We start from the raw sequence: 24,738 nt of genomic DNA, 5'->3' as shown, positions 1-24,738 counted from the left end.
CCGACCGGTAACTTAGCAAGGCGCGGCGACTGCGGGCAATCTCACTGGGGCTACGTCACCCTCGCCCGCTATACTGATCATGCGGGCCGCTCAGTTCTGCCTCGGCCCGCTGCTGTTGTCGACTACCACGCGCCGCGGCCGCACAACTCGGTCTGCGCCGGGCAGGACAACCCTTCTCACACTATGGAGACCAGGGCGCTTCGACGCCCGCACGTACTTATGAGCACTTTCGCTGAACTCGGCCTGCCCACCCCGCTCGTGGCCGCGCTGGCCACGCAGGGCGTCACCGAGCCCTTCCCCATCCAGGCGGCGACCCTGCCGCACACCCTCGCCGGCCGTGACGTCCTCGGCCGTGGCCGGACCGGCTCCGGCAAGACGTACGGCTTCGTGCTGCCCCTGCTGGCCCGCCTCGCCGCGGGCCCGACGCGGCGCAAGCCGGGCCGTCCCCGCGCGCTGATCCTGGCGCCGACGCGCGAGCTCGCGACGCAGATCGAGGCGTCGATCCTGCCGCTGGCGAAGCCGCTGGGCCTGAAGACGACGACCATCTTCGGCGGCGTCAGCGCGAACCCGCAGATCACGCGGCTGCGCGACGGCATCGACATCGTCGTCGCCTGCCCCGGCCGGCTCGCCGACCACATGCGCTCCGGGCACGTGAAGCTCGACGCCATCGAGATCACCGTGCTGGACGAGGCCGACCACATGGCCGACCTGGGCTTCCTGCCCGAGGTCCGGCGGATCATGGACCAGACGCCGTCGCGCGGGCAGCGGATGCTGTTCTCCGCGACCCTGGACAACGGCGTCGACGTGCTGGTCAAGCGCTTCATGACCGACCCGATCACGCACAGCGTCGACTCGGCGCAGTCGCCGGTGTCGACGATGGAGCACCACGTCCTGCACCTGGAGGAGACCCACCGGCTGCCGGTGCTGGTCGACCTGACCGCGGCGCCGGGCCGCACGCTGGTGTTCACGCGGACGAAGAGCCGCGCGAAGGCGCTGACCCGCAAGCTGGTGGCGTCGGGCGTCCCGGCCGTGGAACTGCACGGCAACCTGGGGCAGAACGCGCGCACGCGCAACCTCGAGGCGTTCTCGTCAGGCACGGCGAAGACGCTGGTCGCGACCGACATCGCGGCGCGGGGCATCCACGTCGACGACGTCCGGCTGGTCATCCACGCGGACCCGCCGGTGGAGCACAAGGCGTACCTGCACCGGTCCGGCCGCACGGCCCGCGCCGGGGCGTCGGGCACGGTGGTGACGTTGATGACCGACGCGCAGGTCCGCGACGTGCGCGACCTCACCCGCAAGGCGGGCATCAAGCCGACGACGACCCAGCTCGGCCCGGGTCACCCGCTGCTGGCGGAGCTGGCCCCGGGCGAGCGCACGTTCTCGAAGGCCCCGGCGGTGGACAACCGGCCGAAGAAGGTGTCCGCCACGGGCGCGGCGCCGGGCAGCGGCCGCGGGCGCCGGGGCGGGCCGGCCACGCCGAAGGAGAACCGCGGCGGACAGCGTTCGCGGGCGACCGGCCAGCCGCGGCGGGACGAGCAGCAGCCGCGTGCGGCTGCCTCGAGCCGGGGCGGCTCGGGAGGCAACCGCAGGTCCGCCGGCGCGGCCAAGGCGGCGGGCACCGGCCGATCGGCCGCCCCGGCGACCGGTGGTCGCCGGAGTGGCGGCGCGGCCGCGTTTTCGTCCGGCACCCGGGCCGGCGGTCGCCGCCCTCGCTGAGCAACGTCCGGACGGAGGACACGGCCGATCACCGGCCGTGTCCTCCGGCCGGCCGCGCTGACCGGCCCACAGTCGAGCGCGATGCCGTCCGGCGCCCCCTCGCCGAGGTCCGCCCACACCCGGCGGTCCGTCAGGCCGCCGTCCGGGAGGACCGAGAACGCCGTCAGCCGGTTCGCGTTCGACTCGGCGACGATCAGCGTCGAGCCGTCCGGGGGGGGTAAGCGCCATGCCGTTGCCGAAGGCGATGTCGTCCGCCACCCGGCGGACCGAGCCGTCCGGGCCGGCGAACAAGATCGCTCCCGGCCGGTAGGGCTCCCCGGCCATCAGGTCGAAGCCGCCCCCGTTGACGTGGCACCCGCCGGCACCGGTCACCGCCACCTCGTTGAACCCGGTGCCACCCAGGTCGGTGTGCGTGGTCAAGCCGGCCTCCGAGAGCCGCAGCAGAAGACCGTCCGACGAAGACACGATCAGCGGCTGCCCGCCGAGGAAGTCGAAACACATCGGCATCGTCGGGAAGTCCGCGCGGAACACGACCTCGCGCTCCCCTGCCGGCGAGACCGCCACGATCTCGTGGGTCAGCCAGTCGGCGAACCGGACCCGCCCGCCGTGCCGGCGCGGGGACTCGCCGAACCGGCTCCGACCTCCGAGCGAAAACTTTCTAGAGCGACGAGGTGAGCCCGCGGGCCCGCAGCACCGCGCGCTCCAGCGGGCGGAACACCAGCAGCTCGATCCCCACGCCGACCAGCAGGATCAGGAAGATCGCCGCGATCACCGTCTCCATGCTGTTGAACGACGATCCCTGGTTCAGGTAGGCGCCGAGGCCGATACCGAGCTGGGGGGACAGCGCGATCAGCTCCGCCGCCATCAGCGAGCGCCACGAGAACGCCCAGCCCTGCTTGAGCCCGGCGAGAAAGCCCGGTAGTGCCGCCGGCAGCAGGATGTGGCGGGCCGATGACAGCCGGTTCGCGCCCATCACCTGGCCCACGCGCGGGAGGATCGGGGGGATCTGGTCGATGCCGGACACCAGGCCGTTGGCGATCGACGGCACCGAGCCGAGCAGCACCACGAAGTAGATCGCCGCGTCGTTGATCCCGAACCACAGGATCGCCGCCGGGACCCACGCCACCGACGGGAGGCTCTGCAGCCCCGTCAGCAGCGGGCCGATCGCCGCGCGGACCACGCGGACCTTGGCCACGACCAGGCCGAGCGGCGTGCCGATGAGCACGCCCGCCAGGAACCCCAGCGCGGCGCGGTGGACCGACGTCCAGACGAAGCCGAAGACCTGGCCGTCGGCGACGATGCTCCAGAACTCGTCCCACACCGCCAGCGGTGACGGCAGCTGCGACTCCGGCCAGAAGGCCGCGGCCCACAAGACCTGCCAGACGACGACCAGCAGGACGAGCGCGCCCAGCGGGGGCAGGAACCCCCAGGCGAACCGCTTCCAGAAGCCCGGGCGGCGGTCGCCCACCGGGGCGTCGAGCGAATCCAGTCCCGCGCCGACCGCGTCGAGGTCGGCTTCGGCGGACCGGTCAAGCTGCGGCATGGGTGCTGATCACCTCGCGCAGGTGCCCGGTGATTTCCTCGGTCAGCTCCTCGGCGTCGGCCAGCGGCACGTCCGTCCACTCGCGCACGACGCGGCCGGGCCGCGACGACAGCAGCACCACGCGCTGACCGAGCCGGACCGCCTCGCGCACGTCGTGCGTCACGAACAGCACGGACGTGCCCGTGCTGCGGTAGACGCGCAGCAGCTCGCCCTGCAGGACGTCGCGGGTGATGGCGTCGAGCGCGGCGAACGGCTCGTCCATCAGCAGGAGCGACTGCTCCGGGTCGCCGCCGACGCGCAGGGTCGCGGCCAGGGCGCGGGCTAGCGCGACGCGCTGCCGCATCCCGCCGGACAGCTCGTGCGGCCGCTTGCCGCCCGCGCCGTTCAGCCGCACCAGGTCCAGCAGCTCAGCGGCCTTTTCGCGGCGTTCGGCGCGGCCGAACCCGGCCAGCCGCAGCGGCAGCTCGACGTTGCGGGCCGCGGTCAGCCACGGCATCAGCGCGGCTTCCTGGAACATCACCGCCGGCCGTGAGGTGTTCAGCGTGATCTCCCCCGCCGACGGCGCGTCCAGCCCGGCGACCAGGTTGAGCAGCGTGCTCTTGCCGCAGCCGGACGCGCCGAGCAGGCAGACGAACTCGCCGGGCGCGACCGTCAGGTCGACGCCGTCGAGCGCGACGACCGCGCGGCCGGCGGTGCCGAACGTCTTGCGCACGCCGTCGAGTCGCACCGCGGTCGCGCCGGTGACACTGCCCCGGCCGGTCGGGAGGGTGGTGGTCATCGCTGGCTGCCTCTCCGGATCACTCACTTTTTTTCGGGGGTTCCGGGTGGCGGAGCCCCCGGCCCGGGGCGAAGCCCCGGTTTCACTTCGTCAGTTCGGGGGCTTCGACGGCGGGCAGGTTCTGCGCCTTCAGCACGTCGTTCAGCGGGCCGAAGTCGGCGAAGCCCTTCAGCGCGACGGCCGACTTCACCACGCCGGCCGTCACCGAGTCCTGCGCGAGCTGCGGGAACTCGGCGGCAACGGGGTCGGTGGTCAGTTCGATGCCGGAGAACGCGCGGTCCAGGACCGCTGCGCTCAGGGTACTGCCGGCCAGCTCCTTGAGCGCGCCGTTGACCACGGTCTTCGCCTCCGCCGGGTTGGCCTTGGCCCAGTCGATGGCGGCGAGCTCACCCTTGAGCAGGGCACGGACGGTGTCCGGGTGCTGCTGCAGGAACTCGCTGCGCACGATGACGACGGTGGTCGGGAAGCGGCCACCCGGCCACAGCGTCTTCTCGTCGACCAGGACCTTCGCGCCGGCGTCGAGGACCAGCCGGGACGCCCACGGCTCGGGCAGCCAGCCGCCGTCGACCTCGCCCTTCTTGAAGGCGTCGAGCGTCTTCGGGTTGTCGAGGTTGGTGATCTTGACCTGGTCGGTCAGCTGCTTGCCGGCGAGGAACTTCTTGAGCGCGACGTCCTGGGTGTTGGCCAGCTGCGGCGTGGCGATGTTCTTGCCCTTGAGCTGGTCCACGCTCGTGATGTCGGGCTTGACGACCAGCTGCGCGCCGCCCGAGACGGCGCCGGAGACCAGCTGGATGGCGCCCTTGGACTTCGTGAAGGCGTTGATCGCCGGGCCGGAGCCGAGGAAGGCGACGTCGAGGGAGCCGCCGAGCAGGGCGTTGACCTCTTCGGGGCCGGCGTTGAAGGTCTGGGTGGTGAGCTTGGTGGAGCCGAGCTCGGTCTTGAAGAAGTCCTTCTTGACGCCGATCAGCGCGGGGGCGTGCGTGACGTTCGGGAAGAACCCGACCCGGACCTCGCCGGCGGTTCCCTGGTTCGCGGCCGGGGCGGTGCTGCTGTCCGCGCGCGAACAGCCCGCGAGCACGCCCAAGACGCTCAGGGCGGCCAGTGCCGAGGCCAGGGTTCTCCGAGGGGTGCGCACGTCAGCATCGCCTTTCGTCGGTGTCGGGGGCGAGGTTCGCACGATCACCCACTCAGGCGCATAGCCATCCGCATCCCGGGAATCCTGGTGAGATTTCTTGACATCGGCGGCCGCGGCGCATAGGGCCGCGGGAGAAAGTCGCCAAACCGGGCAACCGCTCGCGTCAGCCGGACGTGGTACAGGGTGGACCACGGATTCGGGAGGAAGACATGACGAGCAGGGGCCAGGGAGCCGCCGGCGTCCGCGTGGCGCTGGTCGTGTTGTTCATCGGGCTGGGCCAGGCGTCGTTCGAGTGGCTCAGGTCACTGGGCATGGACGCGCTGACGAGCTTGGTGGTGTGGGCGATCCCGGTCGTCACGGCCGCGGCGGTGACGCTGGTGCTGTGGGTCGCCTCGGACCGGGCCTTCACGCTGCGCAACTGGCTACCGGTGGCGATCTCCATCCCGGTGTACCTCGGCGGCGCGTTCGGCTTGGCAACGGCGACGGCCAGTTTGGTGGCCTCGATCGTCAGTGGCGTCGGGCTGGGAGTGGCAGTGGTGGTGATTGCCGGGCTGATCCGCTCGCGGCGGCGGGTCGAGGCTGGTCAGTAGGGTTTCGGGGCGGGTTGTCCACAGGTTGGTGGGGGTGTGGACAACCCGACCTCGGGGAGGGCTTTTCGGTCTTTTCGTCGGGAGTGGCCGATAGACTGGTCCTGGGACGCCCCCCTGGGAGTGGCGGGGCTGCTGGAGTGGCGGGGCTGCTGGAGTGGCGGGGCTGCTGGAGTGGCGGGGCTGCTGGAGTGGCCTCCACGCCCGCGATCCGCGGCTGGATCACCAGCACCGCGGATGCTCCACCGGCGGCCGCCGTAGGCGGCACGCCTTGCACACCACCAGCAGGCAACCAGCACCGGCTCCACGCCAGGCTGCCAGCGGCACCGAGGCCCCTGACCGGCCAACCCACCACCGGCACCACACCGGTTACGGCATCACCAGCCTGCCCGCCGATACCGGCCCTGCAAGGTTCCGGCAAAGTCGTTTGGGCCGGGAGTGGCGGGGCTGTGTGGCCCGGCTGCCGACGGTCCGCCGGGCAGCGGCGCGAAGGCGCTCCAGGCGAACCTGTCCGAGCCAACGCTTCCGGCAACCGCGCCCCCGCCAAGTCGACTGTGCTCGGCGAGGAGCGCGGAGGGCCGGGCCCAACCAGATTCACCAGGCTCGGCAACACCCCAGGAGCCCAGCCCAGCAACGCGCGCGCCCCAACACGCGCGACCCCAACCCCGCAAGTCACCGACGCAGCAGAAGCGACACGTCACCGAACTCGTGCCACAAGTACCGCTCCTCAACCGCCGCCTCGTACGCCTGCTGGACCACCTTCGCCCCCGCCACCGCCTCCAGCAGGGACAAGTGCGATGCCTCCGGGGCGTGCAGGCCCGTGATGATCCCGTCCACCACGCGAGCCGGGTGGTCCGGGCCCAGTACCAGCTCCGTCCAGCCCTCGGCCGCGCGGATTTCGCCTCCCGAGACCGCTGACTCCAGCGCGCGGGCCGCCGTCGTGCCCACCGCTATCACGCGGCCTCCGCGGGCGCTGACCCACGAGACCAGCGCTGCCGTCGTCGGTGGGACGCGGAACCGCTCCGCCTGGGGTGGCTCCGCCGCCTCCGGGGACGACACTCCCGTGTGCAGCAGCAGGGGGGCGAACACCACCCCGTCCGTCACCAAGCGGGTCACCAGCTCCGGCGTGAACGGGCGGGCCGCCGAGGGCATCTCCGCGCTGCCCGGTTCGCGGGCGAACACCGTCTGGTAGTCCGAAAGCGGCCACGCCCGCGGGACGTACCCGTAGCGGATCGGCCGGCCCGCCGCCGCGAGCAGCGCGCGCACCTCGACCGACGCCGTCGCCCGCCACAGCCGTGCTGCGCCCGGGACCGTCGGGGCCAGCAACGTCAGCGACGCGTCGCCGGCCAGGGAGAGGCGCTCGCCCGGACGGCCGTCGAGCAAGGGGCCGTCCGGTGCGCGCAGCTCGACGACCCACGAACCGTCGTCGAGCGGGGTGGCGAAGTGAACCGTGATCGGGTGGCCCGCCCGGCGCGCGGCGACCGCCGCCGGAACAGTTCCGGAGGTGTTGACCACCAGGAGGTCGCCCGCCCTCAGGTGCTCGCCCAAGCCGGTGAACGCCGTGTGGTGGATGCCCGCCGGTGACGCGACCAGCAGGCGGACCTCGTCGCGGGACAGGCCGCGGGCCTCCGGCGGGGCCGATGCCGACAGCTCCGCGGGCAGGTCGAACCGGATGCTCATGCCGTCACCAGGAGGTCGGCCGCGCGGTAGCGGCCGCTCGGCGGACGCTCGTCGAGCACCCTCAGGAACGCCGGGACCGCCGTCTCCGGCAGCGGCCGGTCCGAGATGTCCTCGCCGGGGAACGCGCGCTGGTGCATCGCCGTGCGCAGGTCACCCGGGTCGATCGCGTACACGGACAGGTCCGGGTGTTCCACCCCCAGGACGGCGGTCACCTGATCGAGCGCCGCCTTCGCGGAGCCGTAGCCGCCCCAGCCTTCGTAGGGCTCGACGGCGGCGTCGGAACTGATGTCGATCACGACGCCGCGCGCCGCGGTCAAGGCGGGCAACAAGAGCTGTGTCAGGGCGAGAGGCGCGAAGACGTTGACGCGGTAGACGTCCTCCAGGTCCGCCACCGGGTAGCGCGCCAGGGGCGGCAGCGGGCTGACGCCGAGCGTGCTGGCGTTGTTGACGAGCAGGTCGAGTTCGGGACAGGCGCCGGCGAGCGCGGCGCGGTGGGCCGGGTCGGTGACGTCGCCGGGGACGGCCGTGAAGCCGGCTTCGCCGGCCGCCGAAGCCAGCGCGGCCGCGTCGCGGCCGTCGCCGATGACCGTCCACTTGCGACGTACCAGGGCGGCCGCGAGCGCGCGGCCCAGCCCGGCGGAAGCGCCGGTGACGAGTGCGGTGGGCATGGTTCCTCCTTCGAGGGCTACCACCCCATCGTGAAACCTCTACATTACTCGAGGTCAACCGGAGCTCGGCCGCGCAGCAGGAAATACGCTGCCAGCGAAACGACGAGGCCGACGTAGTACGCGAGGTCCGCGCCGTGCAGCGCCGCGGCGACCGGTCCGGTGTAGAGAGACGTGTTCATGAACGGCACCGCGGCGCCGAATCCGACGACGAACGCCACCACGGCCGCCCAGGGACGCACGGAAACCGACGCCAGGACGTCCACCCGACGGCCGCCGCGGGTGCGCGCGAGCCAGTCCGGGACCACCACGCCGAGGAACGGCGGAATCCAGTACGAGACGAACAGCAGCACGTTCTCGAACTTCGCCGAGAGGTCGCCGCTGTGCATCCAGAGGATCAGCCCGAACGCGAGCACGGTGACGACGACCGCCGACACCGGGCGCCGCAGCCGGACGCCGACCGTCTGCAACGCGAGCGAGCCGCTGTAGTCGTTCATCGCGTTCGACGACACCGCCGCCAGCGCGATCACGGCCAGCGCCAGCGCGCCCAGGAACCCACCGCCGAGCAGGTGGGCGACGCCCGCCGCGGTCTGGTCGCCCAGCGAAGAGCCCAACGCGAGCCCGAGACCTTCGCCGATCGCGTACGACACGACGAGGCCGAGCAGCGTCGCCCGGAAGACCGCCCGTGACGAAGCCGTGACCGGCAGGTACCGGCTGAAGTCCGACGCGTACGGCGCCCAGGATATCGCCAGCGACAAGGTGATCGTCGTGAACAGGACGACACCGCCCGCCAGGTCGGCGCCGGAAGCGGTGTCGGCGGCGGCGATCGGGTGCCCGGAAAGGACCTTCACGGCCAGCGCGGCGAACGCGAGCACCAGCAGCACGCTCATCACCGCCTGCACGCGGTGGATCAGCGCGTAACCGAACACGCCGAGCGCGCACTGCAGGACCAGCACGATCAGCACCGCCGCCCAGAACGGCAGCCCGGTCAGCTCGGCCAGTGCCTCGCCGCCGAACAGGCCGACCAGCGCGTCCCACGCGATCGAGCCGAGCCACTGCACCAGGCCGGGCAGCACGACGCCGCCGCCGAACGGCAGCCGGGCGAGCGGCAGCTGGCCGGTGCCGGTGCGCGGGCCCCACGTCGACAGGTACGCGACCGGGAGCGACCCGAGCACGGTGCCGGCGAGCATCGCGGCCAAGCCGGTCCAGAACCCGAGGCCGAGCGACGCCGCGAGGGTGCCGGTGAACACCGCCGTCATCGTCAGGTTCGGCGCGAACCACACGCTGAACAGCCGCCACGGGCGCCCGAACCGGTTGCCCTCCGGCACCGGCGCGATGCCGTGGGTTTCGATCGCCAGGTCCCGCCCGCCGGTGGGCATCCGCCCGCCGAAGACATCGGCGTCCAGACCGTGTCCGCTCATGTTCCGCCTCTCGTCGCCGATCACCCTAAGCGCAGCCGCGTCGCGCACCGCGACAGCCCGTCGGCGACGAAACGAAAAGGGCCCCCTCGCCGAGACCGGCGAGGGGGCCCTCATCGAGCAGCTGACTAGACGAGCAGCAGGAACAGCAGCCCGTTGGGCACACCGAGGCCGGTCACGTCGTCGTAGCCGGGGGTGGTGTGGATCGTCAGGCCCTGGTAGTCCAGCGTGCGGACCGAGCGGAGCAGGCCGTCCGAGGCGTCGACCGAGTTCGCGTAGTCCACGCGGGCCACCGCGGCGTCCACGTGCTTCACGTCGGTGATCGCCGGCGTGCGGGACGTCAGCTTGTAGATCACCGGGTTGATGAAGCCGTGGTGGAAGTGGTCGAAGCTGTCGGCCACCGCCATGATGCCGGCGAACACCGGCGACGCGAGGCTCGTGCCGCCGATCCGGTACTGGTCGTAGTGCGCACCCTCCGGGAAGGTCTGCGTCTGGCCGACCAGGAAGCCGGTGTTCGGGTCGCCGACCGCGGAGATGTCCGGGACGACGCGGCCCTTCTTGTTGCCGGTCTGGTTCTTCTTCGCCAGCGCGTCCGGGACGACACCCTTTTGGTAGAAGGGCTGCTCGAACAGCCGGCTCGTGCCGCCACCGGAACCGCTGGTGTAGTTGGCCGGGCCGTAGACACCGTTGGTCAGGACCGACTTGCTGGTCTCCCAGCCGGTCTCGAAGATCTTCTTGCCGTCCTTGCCGATGGCGATGGACGTGCCGCCGACCGCGGTGATCCACGGCGCCGAGGCGGAGAAGTCCGGCGACGGCGTGCCGAGGCGCGCGACCTCGTCACCGTTGTCGCCCGAGGAGAAGTACACGCCGATGCCCTCGAGCACCGCCTGCAGCGAGATCTGGTTGAACACCTTGACCTCGTCGGCCGGGATGTCCTCGCCGGTGTCGCCGTAGGAGTTCGACACGATGTCGGCCTTGTGGCCGGCGATCACGTAGTTCAGCGCCACGTCGAGGGCGTTGTCCTCGCAGGACTCGCCGCCGACGTACAGGATGTCCGCGCCCGGCGCGAGACCGTGGGCGGCCTCGACGTCGAGGGTCTCCTCGCCGTACCAGCCGGCCGCGTCGCACTGGTCCGGCGGCTCGAGAACCGGGTTCGCCGGGAAGACGTGCTGCTTGAACTGGCTCTGCTTCAGCGGGTGCTGCGGGTCGTTCTTCTTCGCGTACGTGCTCGCGTCCGCGTAGATCGTCGGCGAGGCGAAGGCGTCCACGATGGCGATCGTGGTGCCCTTGCCGTCGGCGCCGACCTTGTCGATGCCGTAGGCCGACCGCAGCTGCGCCGGGGTGTAGCCGCAGGGCGCGTACGGCAGCTGCTTGCCGTTGTACGCCGGGTCCGTGGTGTCGATCTTCTCGCCGTAGTAGGCGCTGCACGGCGGCGCGTTGCGGAACCCGGGCCCGGGCGCGACGTCCGACGGCGTGCCGGAGCCGGTCGCGTGGTCCGGCTTGAACAGGTTGGTCGCCTGGTCGACGCCGACGACGCCGAGCACGTCACCGGCCAGGTTCGCCGGCACCGACAGGTTCTTGTCGGCGGCGCGCAGCGTCTGGCCCTTGACCCGGTACTTGCCGAGGTCGACGGCGAACGCCTTTTCCGTCTGGTCCGCGGTGCCGGTGGCTTCGACGTACGCGCGGTTCGACGGGACCTCACCGATGCTGAAGCCGCTGCCGGTCAGCCACGCCTTGACCGCGTTGACGGTCGCGTCACTGGCCGCGAAGCGGTCGCGCACCTGGTCGGGGCTGAGGTACTGGCGGTAGGTCTTGCTGTCCGGGTCGGACACGGCCTGGGCCAGCGCCTCGGCACCGGCGTTGTCGCGCTGGTTCAGGTAGACCCGGAAGCTCAGCTTCGCGGCGGGCGCCGTGTCGGCGACCTTCGCCTGCGCGTTCGCCCACAACGGGTGCGACTGCGGAATGTCCTGACGCCCCTGCGCGGACGCCGTCGCCGGCAGGGTGCCGGTCAGGCCACCCACCACCGCGAGCGAAAGGAGCAGGGTGGAGCTTCTTCGCACAGAAATCTCCCTCTTCGAAAGCGGCCCCCAGGAAATCGGGCCGTGGAACACCGGCTGAGACTAGATCGGTGTTCCGCTCGCGGGGAAGTGCTTGCGGAACCGTTATCTGGCCGGGAATTCGCCAGCCGTGAAGCGTGGTACTGAAATCCGATTTGTCGCGACGAAAATGCGAGGAATAGGGTTGAATGTGTGTTTGGTCCGGTTCGCGACGGTACGACGGACCACGCGCCACGGGCTCGCGCCACCTACTAAAGTCGGTCGCTCCGTCCACTCCGGACAGTCCGGCGGTGGCGGCAGTTCGGCCGTCACGCCCGGACGGCCAGGCGCCGGTCCACCTCGGCGGGCGCGAACACCGCGTCGACGACCATCGCCACCGCCCCGGCCACCGCCATTCCCTCGCCGCGGCCGCCGATTTCCACCCGCAGGTTCTGCGTCGCCCGCGGCAGCGCCCGGCGGTACAGCACCTCCCGGACCCCCGCGACGAAGTGCGGCTCGGCGAGGTCGCCGGCGATCACCACCACCCCGGGGTTGACCACGCACACCAGCGTCGCCAGCACCTCCCCCACCTGGCGGCCGGCCACTTCCGCGAGCCGCACCGCGGCCGGGTCCCCCGCCGTGATCCGGTCGCGTACGCCGGAGCCCGACTCCGTCGGCCGCCCCAGCTCGGTCAGCCTCGCCGCCAGCGCGCCGCCGCCGGCGACGGCCGCGAGGCAGCCGAGCGAGCCGCAGAGGCAGCGGGCCTCCGGGTGGTCCGGGAGCCGGATGTGGCCGATGTCGCCCGCTCCGCCGTCGATCCCGCGGTACACCTCGCCGCCGAGGACCAGGCCGGCGCCGATCCCGGTCGACACCTTCACCACGACCAGCGCCGCCGACTCCGGGTGGCGGGCGCGGTGCTCGCCCAGCGCCATCAGGTTGGCGTCGTTGTCGACCAGCACCGGGGCGCCGAAGCGCGCGCCGAGGTGGCCGTCGATCGGGTAGCCGTCCCAGCCGGGCATGATCGGCGGCTGCGTGACCCGGGCGCGGCCGGGCTCCACCGGGCCCGGGACCGAAACGCCCACGCCGCACACCGGCCGGTCCACCTCGGCCCGCAACGCCTCGAACCACTCCGCGATCCGGTCGAGCACGGGCTCGGGGCCGTCGGCGACCCGCACCGCGCCCGCGCGGCGCGCCACCACCCGCCCCGCCAGGTCGGTGACGGCGGCCTCGGCGTGCGTCGTGTCGATGCTCGCGGCGAGGACGACCGCGTGCCGGTCGTCGAAGCGCAGCTGCCGCGCCGGACGACCGCCGGTGGAATCCTCCTGATCACCCTCGGCGAGCAGGCCCGCCGTCTGGAGCTGCTCCAGGCGGGCGGTCAGCGTCGAGCGCGAGAGCCCGCTGCGCTCCAGGAGGACCTTCCGCGTACTCGCCTGCCCCGTCCGGACCAGCTGCAGCAGCTCTCCGGCGCTGGTCGGCGTGGTCATCCCCCGGCCCCCTTCGGACTTTTGTCCATTGACAAGACACAAGTCGGAGATAGATTGGACATATGAACGTAACACGGGAGCGCGCCGCGGCTGTCCTGGCTGGCAACTGGCTCGGCGCGTCCACCGTGCCCTCGCGAGGCCTCTACCCGCACCAGTGGAGCTGGGACTCCGCCTTCATCGCCCTCGGCCTGCGCCACCTGTCGCCCGGGCACGCCCGGTGCGAACTGCGCACGCTGTTCGAAGCGCAGTGGGCCGACGGCCGCGTCCCGCACATCGTGTTCGACCCGCGGACGCCGCCGGAGGCGTACTTCCCCGGGCCGTCCTTCTGGCGCGCCGGGCGGACCTCGGGCCTGGTCCAGCCGCCGGTGCACGCCCGCGCCGTGCTCGCGGTGCACCGGACCGAACCCGACCGCGACTTCCTCGCCGCGCTGTACCCGAAGCTGGTGGCCTGGCACGACTACCTGCGGACCGGCCGCGACGCGGGCGGGCGCGGGCTGGTGGCGATCGTGCACCCGTGGGAGTCCGGCATGGACAACAGCCCGGCCTGGGACGACCCCCTCACCCGGGTGCCGCCCGCCACCGGGTTCGTCCGCCGCGACCTGGCGCACGGCGACGCGGGCGACCGGCCGAGCGACGACGACTACGGCCGGTACGTCCGGCTCGCCGCGGAGTACCGCGACAGTGGTTACCGGGACTTCGGCCGCTTCGCCGTGGAAGACCCCGGCTTCAACGCCCTGCTGGCCGACGCGGAACTGGCGCTGGCCGAGATCGCCGAGGAGCTCGACCTGCCGTCGGCCGGCCACCGCGAAGCCGCCGCGCGCGTCGGGAAGGCGTTGCAGGAGACCCTGTGGGACAGCGCCGCCGGCTTCTTCTTCGCCCGCGACGTCCACACCGGCTCGCTGGTCCGCGAGCACACGTGCGCCGGCCTGCTGCCGCTGGTGCTGCCGGACCTGGCGGTCGCCCCGGCGCTGCTGGCGACCGCGACCGGCCCGCGCTTCCGGCTCGGCCGGGTGCACGGCGTCCCGAGCTACGACCTGACCGCGCCGGGCTTCGACCCGGGCCGCTACTGGCGCGGGCCGTCGTGGTTCAACGTCGGCTGGCTGGTCCGGCAGGGCCTGCTGCACCACGGTGAGTTCGCCCTCGCCGAGCGGCTGGGCGGCGACCTCGCCGAGATCGCCGCCCGCACGGACTTCGCCGAGTACGTCGACCCGCTGACCGGCACCGGCCACGGCACCCGGTCGTTCAGCTGGACCGCGGCCTTGACCGTGGACCTCCTTTCGGCTCAGCCCGCCGCGGTCGCGTAGTCCGAGCCCACCCAGGTTTCGTCGATCCGCAGCCGCTTGTAGCGCGAACTGTCGCTCGATGCCGCGTACGTGCTCGTCACCTGGAGCCGCACGTACCGGGCCGTCACCGCGGAGAGGTCGACGAACTGGACGCCGCGGTGGCTCGGCAGCGTCCCGGACTTCACCGCGCTGCCCCAGTCCTTGCCGTCGCCCGACACGAACACCTTGTACGCCTTGATCCGCGCCGACTGCTCGCTGTCCGACCGGGCGTAGCTGACCGAGTCCTCCCGCTGGTTGAGCCCGACGTACTGCACCTTCTTCGCCGCCCCGAGGTCGTAGTCGAGGTTGACCGGCAGCGTCTTGTTGTTGTCGAAGTAGGTGAGGTAGCTGCCGTCGCTCGCCGACTGTCCACCGTGGCCGCTCGCCGACGCGCTCGCCTTGAGCGTCACGGTCTTCGGGTCGTAGGTTCCGGTGCGGCCCGCCGTCTCGACCCTGAACACCGTGTCGTAGGTGTCCCAGCCGGACAGGCCGCTCAGCGTGAGACTGCCGCCACCCTGGCTGAAGGAGATCGCCGCGCCGGTGCGCAGGTTCGTGACGCGGCGGACGCGGTAGCCGTTGTCGCGGATCTTCAGCGTCGACGTCGACGGCTTGGTCAGGACGTGCACGTACTGCGTGTCGCCCTTGATGGTGATGACGCCGTGGGCGCCGTCGTTCCAGAAGCCCGGCTGCATGCCGCCGTACATGTAGCCGGCGCCCTCGGTGCCGCCCAGGGAGTCCCAGATCGCGTCCAGGTACGTCTTCGCGAAGTTGTTGAACGCTTCCTGGTTCGCGGGGAACTTGCCGTTCACCATCGCCGTCTCGGCCATCAGCGACTTGATCGACGAGCCCGAGTTCGTGATGAGGCGGCCGAGGTTGAGCATCTTGTTCACCGGTGGGTTCGACCCGCCGTACCACCAGGAACCCGTGTCGGGGAGCTTGAAGCACGCCTCGGTGAGCCGCGGCATCGCCGTGTACGTCGCCTGCGGGTAGTCGTACGACGGCGTCATGCCGGTCTTCTGCTCGTTGCTGATCGTGTCCATGATCGGGGTGTCTTCGTTGTTGTTGCTCAGCAGGTAGTCCGGACGCTGCTGGTAGATCTGCCGGTACAGGTCGTGCGACTCCCAGTAGGCGTTGTCGTTGTCGATCCAGAAGCCGCCGAGGTCCGGGTAGTTCTTCATGACCTCGAAGAAGTTGTCGTAGCTGAACTGGCCGAAGCCGTCCTGGCTGTCGAGGTCCACCGTCTTGCCCTTGTACTTCGAGTAGCCGGCGGAGTCGAGCCACTCGTGGCCGCCCTCGTCGTGCCACTGGGCGTCGTTGGTCATGTAGAGGATGACCTTGAGGCCCCGGGTCTTCGCCGCGGCGACCAGCTCGCCGAGGAAGTCCCGCTTGGTGGTGCAGCTGCCGGGGATCTTCGACGGCCAGGCCCGGGAGTAGCCGAGCCGGCTGTGGAACGAGGCGAGCACGAGGTACGACGCGTGCAGCTTCTCGGCTTCGGTGACCCAGTAGGCGGGATCCCACCCGCCGTCGGTGATCGCCTTTTCCCAGGCGCTGCAGCTGGTGTAGCCGGGTGCCGTGCGCATGCCCCAGTGCAGGAACAGCCCGGCCTGGCTGTCGCGCAGCCACTGCTGGGAAGGCTTCTGCAGATCGGCCGACGCCGGCGCGGCGACGAGCCCGGACACCGCCAGCGTCGCCGCGCACGCGACGAGCGCCCGGCGGAAGAACTTGGCTGCCATGAACGACCTCCAGTGGTCTGGTCCACTCGGTGGTGTACTCCTGGCCCGGCGGGCCGGTCAAGGTTTAGATCCGACCTTTCCGCAGAGTTTCGCTGGCCGGTACATCGCAACCGCCGCCGTTCGGGTTAAATATCTGATATATGACGCAAGAGATCCGATCACTCTTGACTCCGCCTCGTGGAGGCGAGTAGATATTTCCCTCGGAAGCGCTTTCGCTTCCGAGACCATCGCTCCGGCGACACGGGCAGCACGCCGCGCCCCCCAGAGCTGGTCGGGATGCCGACGGACGGCGGATCGGCATCCCGGCCACCCTTCCACCGCGTCGCGGGGCCGTTGCACGAAAGGGACGACGATGTCCGAACATCCCCTTCGCCCGACCCGGCGCGCGGTCCTGGCCGGCACGCTCGGCGCCCTGGGCGCGCTCGCCGCGGCGGGTCCCCTCGCGCGAGCGGCGGACCGGCTGCCCCGATCGGCGGTGCGGCACCGCCGCCGGACTGGTCCCGCGCGGTCATCGACTCGACGATGAAGCGCTACACGCCGGACAAGATCGGCGGCTGGGGCTACACCCTCGGGCTGTACCTCTACGGGCAGTACCTGTTCTACAAGCGCACCGGCGAGAAGAAGTACCTCGACTACATCATCGCGTGGTACGACCGGTTCATCACCGACAGCGGCATCTCCAACAGCTTCAACAACCTCGATTCGATGCGCTCGTGCCAGATGCTGCCGCTGCTCTACGCGGAAACGGGCCGCAAGAAGTACAAGACGGCGGCCGACCAGCTGCGCAAGCGGTTCCCGTCCTACCCCCGGACCTCCGACGGCGGCATGTTCCACGCCACGAGCAAGGTCGGCCAGCTGTGGGGCGACGGCGTCTACATGGCCCAGCCGTTCCTCGCGCTGTACGGGGCGGCCTTCGGCGACAGTGCCTACTGCTTCGAAGAGGCGGCGAAGAACATCGTCGTGTACTTCAGCCACCTGCGCGAACCGGCGAAGGGCCTGCTGTACCACGCCTACGACGAGGACGGCTCCGAGTCGTGGGCGTCCGGAACCGGCCACCACTCGAAGTACCACTGGGCCCGCGCGATCGGCTGGTTCGGCATGGCCACCATCGACATCCTCGAGGTGCTGCCGGCGAACCACCCGCGGCGGGCCGCGCTGATCGACGTCGTCAACTTCCTCGCCGCCGGTTACCAGCGGTACCAGGACGCGTCGACCGGACGCTGGTACCAGGTGGTCGACCGCGGCGGCGACGCGAAGAACTGGCTGGAGACGTCGGCGTCGTCGATGTACACGTTCACGATGGCCCGCGGCGTCCAGCGCGGCTACCTGCCGGCGTCCTACCAGGCGGTGGCGGACCGCGGGTACGCCGGCGTGCTTCGCAAGGTCTCCGTCGGCTCGGACGGCCTGACGAACATCACCGACATCTGCGAAGGCACCAACGTCGGCGACCTGTCCTACTACTACGGCCGGGCCCGCAAGACCAACGACTTCCACGGCCTCGGCGCGTTCCTCATCATGAACGAGCAGTACTCGCACTGACCGCAAGGCGCGCCGCAGAAAGGGCCCCGGCTCACCAGCCGGGGCCCTTTCGCGTCAGCAGTTCGAGGTCGAGCTCGACGTGTCGAGCCGCAGCGGGGAACCCGAGGTGGTGGCCGAGTCCTTGACGCAGTAGCCCGTCACCGACTGGAAGCCGATGTCGAACGGGCTCTTCGCGCCCTTCTCCGCCGTGAAGTGGTCGAACGTGATGTCCGAGCTGTTGTTGACGATGCTCGCCGGGCGGCCGTCGTCCTTGGCGAACTCCACCGAGCTGTTCACGAACCGGATGCCGGCCGCGTGGTGCAGGTACCAGCCGTACGACGGGCGGGTGCCGATGCTCTTCGGGTTGTAGTCCGTCGCCGTGTTGCTCGGCACGCCCGTGCCCATGGTCCCGCTGCCGCCCGGCACGTTCAGCTTGACGCCGGTGAACGTCACGTCGGAGACGCGGTGGCCGCTGTCCGCGCCCCAGATCGTCGGGCTGAAGTTGCTGCCGGTGTGCGTGCCGGTGACGTTGTCGAACGTGATGCCGCTGATCGACCCGACGCCGGGGTTGTTGCCGCAGCGTTTGCGCGTGCCGATCTTCATCATGATCGGCGAATACGTCCCGGACATCGTGATGTCGCGGTAGTGGACGTCGGAAATCTTCGCGCCGTCCATCGAAACGATGCCGATGCCCGATTTGTGCGCGCCGGTGATCGTGATGCCCGAGAAGTGGTAACCGGTGAAGTCACCGCACGTCTCGGACCCGAACATCAGCGCGTTGCAGCAGACCGCCGAAAGTTTCGCGCCGGTCACCGTGACGTTACCGTTCGGCAGTTTCGCGCCGAGCGCGTAGTCGCTCTTGAACACGAGTGCGTCGTCGTTCGCCGCGATGGCGGCGTTCGTGATCGTGACGTTGGTCGTGCTGATGATGTTCCAGCCGTCGCGGTCACTCGCCGTGTCGATGGTCAGGTGGTCGGAAACGACGTTCGTGCAGCCGTTGATCAGCGCCGCGAAGTGCCCGCCCCGGCGCAGTTTGACGCCGGACAGCGTCAGCCCGTCACACCGGGTGAGGGACAGGATCTTGTCGGCCTCGCCGGACTTCGGGTTGCCGGTGATGAGGTTGCCACCGCCGTCGATCGTGCCCGCGCCGGTGAAGCCGATGTTCGTCAGCTTGTCGCCGTAGAACATCGCGTTGTGGAAGTGGCTGTGGCCGTAGTCCTGGTAGTCGTCCCACTGGTTCGACTCGGGCTTGTCGTAGGTGTCCGCACTCGACCCGGTGATCGTCGCACCGGCGTCGAGCTGGATCGTGACGTTGCTCTTGAGGTGGACGGTGTTCGCCGACTTGTAGTTACCCGACGTGAACCGGACGGTGCCGCCGCCGGCCGCGCCGGCCGCGGTGATCGCCTTGTCGATGGCGGCGGAATCGTTGGCCGACCCGTTTCCCTTGGCGCCGTAGTCCTTCACGTCGTAAACGCCGCCGGGTGCGGCGGCGGAAACGCCGCCACCGGCCACCACCAGCCCCGCCACCGCGAAAGTGATCAGCAGGAGTTTTTTCACGTGCAACCGCCTTGTCATGGAATCGAAGAATTCGGCATGACGGCGGAACACCCAGATTACGAGTGGACCGAACGGAATGTCAAGATCGCCGGGGACCCGCGCCACCCCCGGTCGGGCGCGGGTCCCGGTTCTTTCAGACCTTCTGCAGGCCGGGTTTGCCCGCCGGCACCACGTAGCTGACGTCGTTCTTGATCACCACCGACGCGGGGTCGTACACGCTGACGTCGGACGTCGTCATGAAGTCCGCCCGCATCTCCGACGGCGTGGTCGTCACGCGGACGTAGCCGCGCTCGCCCTTGCAGTACTTGACGTGCGGGTTGTTCGCGTACCAGGCCGCGCTGGGGTCGCCCGCGTTGTCGCTGTTGCTCGTGACCGACGTCGTGACCAGTTCCGAGCCGACGACCGGGGCGCTGTGGTCGAAGTAGTCCAGCCGCAGGTCCGCGGCCCAGTGCCGGTGGACGTCACCGGTGAGCACGACCGGGTTGGCGACCTTGCGGTCGACCCAGCCCTGCTGGATCCGGTTCCGGGAGGCCTCGTAGCCCTGCCAGGAGTCGTTGCCCTCGCAGGTGGCCTTGTTGCCGTCGTTGTCACGCGTGGCGAAGAAGACCTGCTGGCCGAGGAAGTCCCACGTCGCCGGGTGCGACTCGAACTGCTTGAGCAGCCACGCCTCCTCCGTGGCGCCGAGGATGCTGCGCGAGGTGTTACGCGTGTCGGCGCAGGCCGGACCGGCGTCGCCGGCGGGGTCGACCACCTGGGCGCTGCGGTACTGGCGCGTGTCGAGCATGTGGAAGCGGGCCAGGTTGCCCCACATCAGCTGCCGGTACAGCTGGATCGACGCGCCGTTGGGCTTGGCCGTCGACCGGATCGGGGTGTTCTCGTAGAAGGCCTGGAACCCGGCGGCCTTGCGCGCGGCCGGGGCCGGCGAGGTGGTGCCGTTCCAGTCGTTCATGACCTCGTGGTCGTCGAACACGACGATCCAGGGCGCGATCGCGTGCGCGGCCTGCAGATCGGCGTCGGTCTTGTGCTGGGCGTGGCGGGCGCGGTACTGCGCGAGCGTGGTCGCGTCGTCGGGGAGGGCCAGGCGGCGCGGGTTGCGGTCCTGCGCGGTGCGGTTCGACTTCTTCTCGTAGATGTAGTCGCCGAGGAACAGGACCAGGTCCGGATCGTCGGCCACGATGCCCTTGTACGCGTGGAAGTATCCCTCCTCCCAGTGCTGGCAGGAGCTGAAGCAGTACTTGAGCTGGTTGACCGCGGCGCCGGTGGCGGGCGCGGTGCGGGTCCGGCCGACCGGCGAAATGTAGCCGGAGCTCTTGAACCGGTAGAAGTACTCGCGCGCCGGCTGCAAGCCGATCGGTTCGATGTGGACGCTGTGCCCGGACGCGCTGACCGCGTTCACCGAGCCCCGCTGCACGACCGAACTGAACGCCTCGTCGTTCGCGATCTCCCAGTCGACCGCGTAGGTGGCGTCCGGCATGCCGCCGAAGCCGTCCGGGTTGAGCGGCGAGGGGGCGAGTCTCGTCCACAGCACCACGCTGTCGGGAAGCGGATCGCCGGAGGCGATGCCGAGCTGGAACGGATCGCGGATGGGGGGAGCGGCGGCCGTGGTGCGGGCGTTCGCCCACGACGGCAGCGCCGCCGAAGCCGCGGTGGCGGTGACCGCGGCGAGCCCGCCGAGGAGCACCTTGCGCCGGTTGACCTGACCCATGGGAAAGCCCTTTCTCGTGGTGGACGGGCCTCAGGCCGCGTTGTCGGTGATGCCGTCGCTGCAGGACTTCAGGTCCGGCCTGGCGGTCGTGTAGTTGGCGACGCACACCTTGTAGAAGACCCAGGTGCCGTGCGGGATCGAGACGGCCTTGTCGACCTTCGTGCCCTCGCCGCCGGAGTTCCAGACGTAGAACGGCCCGGCGCCGCCCTTCAGCCAGTAGGCGACCACGGCGGAGTAGCCGTCGGAAGCGGTGTCGTAGACCAGGAAGTGCGAGTCGGACGAGCGGTACTGCCCCTCGCCCGCACAGGCGTCGGCGCACTGGCCGCTGCCCGAGCCGACGCCGCAGTCGGGCGCGATCCGCTCGTCCTTGCCGGTGTAGACGTAACTGTCCGAGATGTACCCGCCGAGCGCGGGCACGTAGTCCCAGAGCGTGCTCGTGCCGTAGGTGCCGGTCACCGAAGGACCGATCGCCTGGCAATCGATGGTCACCGCCGCCCCGTTGGCGACGGTCTTGACGGCCGTGGCGGCCGCGGTGGGCGCCCGGCGGACGTTGAGCGGGTCACCCGCGGTCTTCACGGTCCCGCTCGCCGACGCCGATGCTTCGAACCCGCCGCCGGCCAGGAGTGCGCCGACCGCAGCCAGTACCAGGCCGGAACCGGCGATACGCCGGAGTTTCGAACGCTTCATGTCGGCAGCTTGACTTCGCGCTGTACACGTCTCGTACAAAGCCGCACGTGTGCGCACGGACACACACTCCGAATGGATCTAGCCCCTGCGCCGGACGGGTCCTAGAGTCCGGGACATGGGGGAACTCATCGGGCAGGTTGAGACCACCTCGCTTACCATCCGCGTCCTCGGTCCGCTGGAGGTCACCGCCGCCGGGCGCGTGATCGCCCTCGGCGGCCCGAAGCCCCGGCTGCTGCTGGCCGCGCTGGCCCTGCAGCCGAACGTCGTCGTCTCGACCGACGTGCTGGTGGAAGTGCTGTGGCCACAGGCGGCGCCGCGGTCGGCCGCGGCGAACATCCGCACGTACGTGCACTCGCTGCGAAGGCGGTTCGCCGAGATCGACCCCGCCCTGGGCGAGCGGATCAGCAGCCGGGCCTCCGGCTACCTGCTGACCGCGGCGCCGGGCGAACTGGACCACCTCGCGTTCGCCGCCATGGCCGGCGAAGCGCAGGAAGCGCTCGACGGCGGTGAAGCCGAAACCGCGCTCAAACTCCTCGACAAGGCCGACGCGCTGTGGCGCGGCGAAGTCCTCGAAGGCCTGCCGCACGACCACAGCTGGGGTGCGACCGTCGCCCGGCTCGCCGAGTTGCGCCTGTCGGTGCAGGAACAGCGTCTCCGCGCGCGGATCGGCCTCGGCCGCTCCGGCGAGGCCATCGCCGAGCTGCGCGGGCTGGTCACCGAGCACCCGCTGCGCGAGGAGCTCTGGGCGCAGCTGATCGTCGCGCTGCGCGCCGCGGGCCGGACCGGGGACGCGATCGAGGCGTACGAGTCGGCCGAGCGGGTCCTGCGCGAGGAGCTCGACGCCGAACCGGGCGCCCGGCTGCGTGAGCTGCGCGCGACCCTGGTTCCGGACAACGTCCTCACCCCGCGCCCCGCCGACGTCGCGCCGGTCTGCCAGCTGCCCCTGGACCTGCCGGACTTCACCGGCCGCGACACGCTGATCCGCGACGTCGTCACCCTGCTGCGGGAACGCGCGGACTCCGGCACGCCCGCCGTGGTCGTGCTGTCGGGCGCGCCCGGCGTCGGCAAGTCGGCGGTCGCCGTCCGGGTCGCGCACGCGGTCCGCGACGAGTTCCCCGACGGCCAGCTGCACGTCGACCTGGCCGGCACGTCGTCCTCGCCCCGGGCGCCGATGAGCGTGCTCGCCGAGTTGCTGCGCACGCTGGGCATCCCCGACGCCGGTCTGCCGCGCGAACTGGCCGAGCGCTCGGCGCTGCTGCGGTCCCGGCTGGCCGGGCGGCGGATGTGCGTCGTGCTCGACGACGCCGGCGGCGAAGCCCAGGTGCGGCCGCTGCTGCCCGGGGCCGGGGCCTGCGCGGTGCTGGTGACCAGCCGGATCCGGCTGCCCGGGCTGGCCGGCGCGAAGCCGGTGGACGTCGACCTGCTGCCCGAGGCCGAGGCCGCGCGGCTGCTGGAAGGCATCGTCGGTGCCGAGCGGGTGGCCGCCGAGCCGGAAAGCGCCGCGGCGATCCTGCGCCAGTGCGGGCACCTCCCCCTGGCGATCCGGGTGGCCGGCGCGAAGCTGACGCACCGGCCGGGCTGGACGCTGCGGCTGCTGGCCGACCGGCTGGGCGACGAGCGCCGCCGGCTCGACGAGCTGCGCGTCGGCGACCTCGCCGTCCGCGCGAGCGTGACGCTGTCCTACGACCTGCTGCCGATGTCGGCCGCCACGGCGTTCCGCGGGCTGGGCCTGCTCGGGCCGGTTCAGTTCCCGGCGTGGGCGGTCGCGGCCGTGCTGGGCCGCCGCGACGCCGACGAAGTCCTCGACGTGCTGGTCGACGGCCACCTCGTCGAGCTCGTCGGCTCGGATTCGGCCGGGCAGCCGCGCTACCGGTTGCACGACCTGCTGCGCGTGTACGCGGTGGAGCTCGCCGAGCGCAGTGACGCGGCGAAGACCCGGGCCGGCCTGCGGCGGGTGCTGGAGGGGTACCTGGGGCTCGCGCTGGAGGCGGCGCGCCGGATGCCGCTGCACTTCTTCGGCATGTACTGCGACGACGAACTGCCGCGCCCCGGCGTCCCCGAAGGCGTGCTGCCCGAAGACCCGACCGCGTGGTTCGCGGCCGAGCGGCACACGACCGTCGCGGCGGTTTCGCTGGCCGCCCAGCACGGGTTCGACGACCTGGCCTGGCAGCTGGCTTCGGCGCTGACGCCGTACTTCGACCTGCGCGGACCGCAGGACGACTGGCACAGCACGCATCTGGTCGCCCTGGCGGCGGCCCGCCGGGCGCGCTCGGCGCGGGCCGAGGCGATCGTCCAGCGCAACCTCGGGCAGTACCTGCTCTACCAGGACGAGTACGCCGAGGCGCGGGTGGCGTTCGAGGAGTCGAAGAAGCTGTTCGACTCAGTCGGTGACATCCAGGGCGTCGCCGTCGCCCTGACCGGGATTTCGACGATCCTGCGCATCGAAGGCGAGGACGACCTGGCCCTCGACCACTGCCACGAGGCGCTGAAGCTGTTCGCGGAGGCCGACGACCCGAACGGCGAAGCGGTGGCCCGCCTCGGCGCGGGCGCGGTGTGGATGTCCCGGGGGTGTTACGCGGCGGCGAAGCGCTGGATCACGGACGCGCTGGAGCTGTCGGCCTCGATCGGCGACCGCCACCGCGAGGCCCACGCCCTCAAGCGGCTCGGCCTGCTGTTCCAGCACCAGGGCAACCTGGCGGCGGCCCGCGAGCACGTCGACCGGGCGATCGCGATCTTCACCGACCTCGGTGACGACCACTGCGTGGGGTACGCGAACCAGAACCTCGGGGAGCTGTGCCTGCACAGCGGGGACTTCGCGCACGCGCAGTTGCTGCTGGTGAACTCGCTGGCGGTGCACCGCCGCAACGGTGACCGCCGGTCGGAGGCGGAGGTTTCGCAGTTGCTCGGGGAGCTGCACCGGGCGCTTTCCCAGCCGGAGCGGTCGCGGGACTACTCGGAGCGGGCGCTGGCGATCTGGCGCGAGCTGTCCACCCGGCCGAAGGAGCCGCCGGTCGTCGTGGCGGAGCGGCCGCACATCGCTTCCGCCTGAGCCACCGCGGCGAAACCGCCCTCGTGCAGGGCACAGGTGACCTGAGATCTCGCCGTGACTTCGACGTCCCAGCCTGGGCAGACCACCGGACTTCGGTCGATCAGGAGACACATCGTCGCGGT

At 71.1% G+C, this 24,738-nt stretch carries 16 protein-coding genes and 2 pseudogenes; 5 read left to right on the top strand and 13 right to left on the bottom strand.

What is annotated here, in order from left to right; translation table 11 throughout:
• Nucleotides 1-219 precede the first annotated feature (219 nt).
• The gene (locus tag QRY02_RS45485; protein ID WP_285988872.1) at nt 220-1,719 is read left to right on the top strand and encodes a DEAD/DEAH box helicase; all 1,500 of its coding nucleotides are present in this window, start codon (nt 220-222) and stop codon (nt 1,717-1,719) included.
• 276 nt (nt 1,720-1,995) lie between these two features.
• Here QRY02_RS45485 and QRY02_RS45480 read toward each other — a convergent pair.
• The 4 genes and pseudogenes from QRY02_RS45480 to QRY02_RS45465 form a co-directional block, all read right to left on the bottom strand.
• Nucleotides 1,996-2,298 (bottom strand): annotated as a pseudogene (locus tag QRY02_RS45480) (SMP-30/gluconolactonase/LRE family protein); the annotation flags it as partial.
• Nucleotides 2,299-2,377: 79 nt separating this feature from the next.
• Nucleotides 2,378-3,262 (bottom strand): ABC transporter permease, encoded by an 885-nt coding sequence (locus tag QRY02_RS45475; protein ID WP_285988871.1) that lies wholly within the window; start codon nt 3,260-3,262, stop codon nt 2,378-2,380.
• A complete protein-coding gene (locus QRY02_RS45470) occupies nt 3,249-4,040 on the bottom strand; it encodes an ABC transporter ATP-binding protein (RefSeq protein WP_285988870.1) in 792 nt (263 codons plus the stop codon). Before QRY02_RS45470 ends, QRY02_RS45475 begins: the two co-directional genes overlap by 14 nt.
• Nucleotides 4,041-4,122: 82 nt before the next feature.
• Nucleotides 4,123-5,175 (bottom strand): ABC transporter substrate-binding protein, encoded by a 1,053-nt coding sequence (locus tag QRY02_RS45465; protein WP_285988869.1) that lies wholly within the window; start codon nt 5,173-5,175, stop codon nt 4,123-4,125.
• 209 nt (nt 5,176-5,384) lie between these two features.
• Here QRY02_RS45465 and QRY02_RS45460 point away from each other — a divergent pair, with 209 nt between their 5' ends.
• Nucleotides 5,385-5,765, top strand: a complete 381-nt coding sequence (locus QRY02_RS45460) for a hypothetical protein (RefSeq protein WP_285988868.1) — start codon at nt 5,385-5,387, stop codon at nt 5,763-5,765.
• A 669-nt stretch (nt 5,766-6,434) separates the two neighbouring features.
• Here QRY02_RS45460 and QRY02_RS45455 read toward each other — a convergent pair.
• From QRY02_RS45455 to QRY02_RS45435, 5 genes are all read right to left on the bottom strand, one after another.
• Nucleotides 6,435-7,442, bottom strand: coding sequence for an S-adenosylmethionine:tRNA ribosyltransferase-isomerase (locus tag QRY02_RS45455; protein WP_285988867.1), 1,008 nt, complete (start codon nt 7,440-7,442; stop codon nt 6,435-6,437).
• Nucleotides 7,439-8,110 carry an SDR family NAD(P)-dependent oxidoreductase gene (locus tag QRY02_RS45450; protein ID WP_285988866.1) on the bottom strand — a complete coding sequence of 224 codons (672 nt, stop codon included), beginning with the start codon at nt 8,108-8,110 and terminating at the stop codon, nt 7,439-7,441. Before QRY02_RS45450 ends, QRY02_RS45455 begins: the two co-directional genes overlap by 4 nt.
• A gap of 44 nt (nt 8,111-8,154) precedes the next feature.
• Nucleotides 8,155-9,528 (bottom strand): purine-cytosine permease family protein, encoded by a 1,374-nt coding sequence (locus QRY02_RS45445; protein ID WP_285988865.1) that lies wholly within the window; start codon nt 9,526-9,528, stop codon nt 8,155-8,157.
• Nucleotides 9,529-9,653: 125 nt separating this feature from the next.
• Nucleotides 9,654-11,585, bottom strand: a complete 1,932-nt coding sequence (locus QRY02_RS45440; RefSeq protein ID WP_285988864.1) for a S53 family peptidase — start codon at nt 11,583-11,585, stop codon at nt 9,654-9,656.
• 305 nt (nt 11,586-11,890) lie between these two features.
• Nucleotides 11,891-13,045 (bottom strand): ROK family transcriptional regulator, encoded by a 1,155-nt coding sequence (locus tag QRY02_RS45435; protein ID WP_285988863.1) that lies wholly within the window; start codon nt 13,043-13,045, stop codon nt 11,891-11,893.
• Nucleotides 13,046-13,107: 62 nt separating this feature from the next.
• Between QRY02_RS45435 and QRY02_RS45430 the strand changes: the two genes are divergently transcribed.
• On the top strand, nt 13,108-14,349 hold the full coding sequence (locus QRY02_RS45430) for an amylo-alpha-1,6-glucosidase (protein ID WP_285988862.1): 1,242 nt from the start codon (nt 13,108-13,110) through the stop codon (nt 14,347-14,349).
• Here the strand turns inward: QRY02_RS45430 and QRY02_RS45425 are convergent.
• Nucleotides 14,328-16,100 (bottom strand): alpha-L-fucosidase, encoded by a 1,773-nt coding sequence (locus QRY02_RS45425; protein ID WP_285988861.1) that lies wholly within the window; start codon nt 16,098-16,100, stop codon nt 14,328-14,330. The two genes, QRY02_RS45430 and QRY02_RS45425, sit on opposite strands and share 22 nt — an antisense overlap.
• 352 nt (nt 16,101-16,452) lie before the next feature.
• Here QRY02_RS45425 and QRY02_RS45420 point away from each other — a divergent pair.
• Nucleotides 16,453-17,639, top strand: a pseudogene (locus tag QRY02_RS45420) (glycoside hydrolase family 88/105 protein).
• 54 nt (nt 17,640-17,693) lie between these two features.
• Here QRY02_RS45420 and QRY02_RS45415 read toward each other — a convergent pair.
• The 3 genes from QRY02_RS45415 to QRY02_RS45405 all read right to left on the bottom strand — a co-directional run bounded on the left by QRY02_RS45415 (nt 17,694) and on the right by QRY02_RS45405 (nt 21,567).
• Entirely contained in the window at nt 17,694-19,175 is a 1,482-nt protein-coding gene (locus tag QRY02_RS45415) for a glycoside hydrolase family 28 protein (protein WP_285988860.1), read from the bottom strand.
• A 133-nt stretch (nt 19,176-19,308) separates the two neighbouring features.
• Nucleotides 19,309-20,880: an alkaline phosphatase D family protein gene (locus tag QRY02_RS45410; protein WP_285988859.1), complete on the bottom strand. Its 1,572-nt coding sequence runs from the start codon at nt 20,878-20,880 to the stop codon at nt 19,309-19,311.
• Nucleotides 20,881-20,910: 30 nt separating this feature from the next.
• Nucleotides 20,911-21,567 (bottom strand): hypothetical protein, encoded by a 657-nt coding sequence (locus tag QRY02_RS45405; RefSeq protein ID WP_285988858.1) that lies wholly within the window; start codon nt 21,565-21,567, stop codon nt 20,911-20,913.
• A 115-nt stretch (nt 21,568-21,682) separates the two neighbouring features.
• Between QRY02_RS45405 and QRY02_RS45400 the strand changes: the two genes are divergently transcribed.
• Entirely contained in the window at nt 21,683-24,616 is a 2,934-nt protein-coding gene (locus tag QRY02_RS45400) for an AfsR/SARP family transcriptional regulator (protein ID WP_285988857.1), read from the top strand.
• Nucleotides 24,617-24,738 lie beyond the last annotated feature (122 nt).

Source organism: Amycolatopsis sp. DG1A-15b, assembly GCF_030285645.1.
GTDB lineage: Bacteria > Actinomycetota > Actinomycetes > Mycobacteriales > Pseudonocardiaceae > Amycolatopsis.
Note: the sequence above shows the minus strand (reverse complement) of the source record. Positions and strands in the feature narration are given on the sequence as shown.

Coding starts and splice junctions, on each gene's coding strand:
- QRY02_RS45485 (WP_285988872.1), top strand. CDS start 220: ATGAGCACTTTCGCTGAACTCGGCCTGCCCACCCCGCTCGTGGCCGCG.
- QRY02_RS45475 (WP_285988871.1), bottom strand. CDS start 3,262: ATGCCGCAGCTTGACCGGTCCGCCGAAGCCGACCTCGACGCGGTCGGC.
- QRY02_RS45470 (WP_285988870.1), bottom strand. CDS start 4,040: ATGACCACCACCCTCCCGACCGGCCGGGGCAGTGTCACCGGCGCGACC.
- QRY02_RS45460 (WP_285988868.1), top strand. CDS start 5,385: ATGACGAGCAGGGGCCAGGGAGCCGCCGGCGTCCGCGTGGCGCTGGTC.
- QRY02_RS45455 (WP_285988867.1), bottom strand. CDS start 7,442: ATGAGCATCCGGTTCGACCTGCCCGCGGAGCTGTCGGCATCGGCCCCG.
- QRY02_RS45450 (WP_285988866.1), bottom strand. CDS start 8,110: ATGCCCACCGCACTCGTCACCGGCGCTTCCGCCGGGCTGGGCCGCGCG.
- QRY02_RS45445 (WP_285988865.1), bottom strand. CDS start 9,528: ATGAGCGGACACGGTCTGGACGCCGATGTCTTCGGCGGGCGGATGCCC.
- QRY02_RS45435 (WP_285988863.1), bottom strand. CDS start 13,045: ATGACCACGCCGACCAGCGCCGGAGAGCTGCTGCAGCTGGTCCGGACG.
- QRY02_RS45430 (WP_285988862.1), top strand. CDS start 13,108: ATGAACGTAACACGGGAGCGCGCCGCGGCTGTCCTGGCTGGCAACTGG.
- QRY02_RS45425 (WP_285988861.1), bottom strand. CDS start 16,100: ATGGCAGCCAAGTTCTTCCGCCGGGCGCTCGTCGCGTGCGCGGCGACG.
- QRY02_RS45410 (WP_285988859.1), bottom strand. CDS start 20,880: ATGGGTCAGGTCAACCGGCGCAAGGTGCTCCTCGGCGGGCTCGCCGCG.
- QRY02_RS45405 (WP_285988858.1), bottom strand. CDS start 21,567: ATGAAGCGTTCGAAACTCCGGCGTATCGCCGGTTCCGGCCTGGTACTG.
- QRY02_RS45400 (WP_285988857.1), top strand. CDS start 21,683: ATGGGGGAACTCATCGGGCAGGTTGAGACCACCTCGCTTACCATCCGC.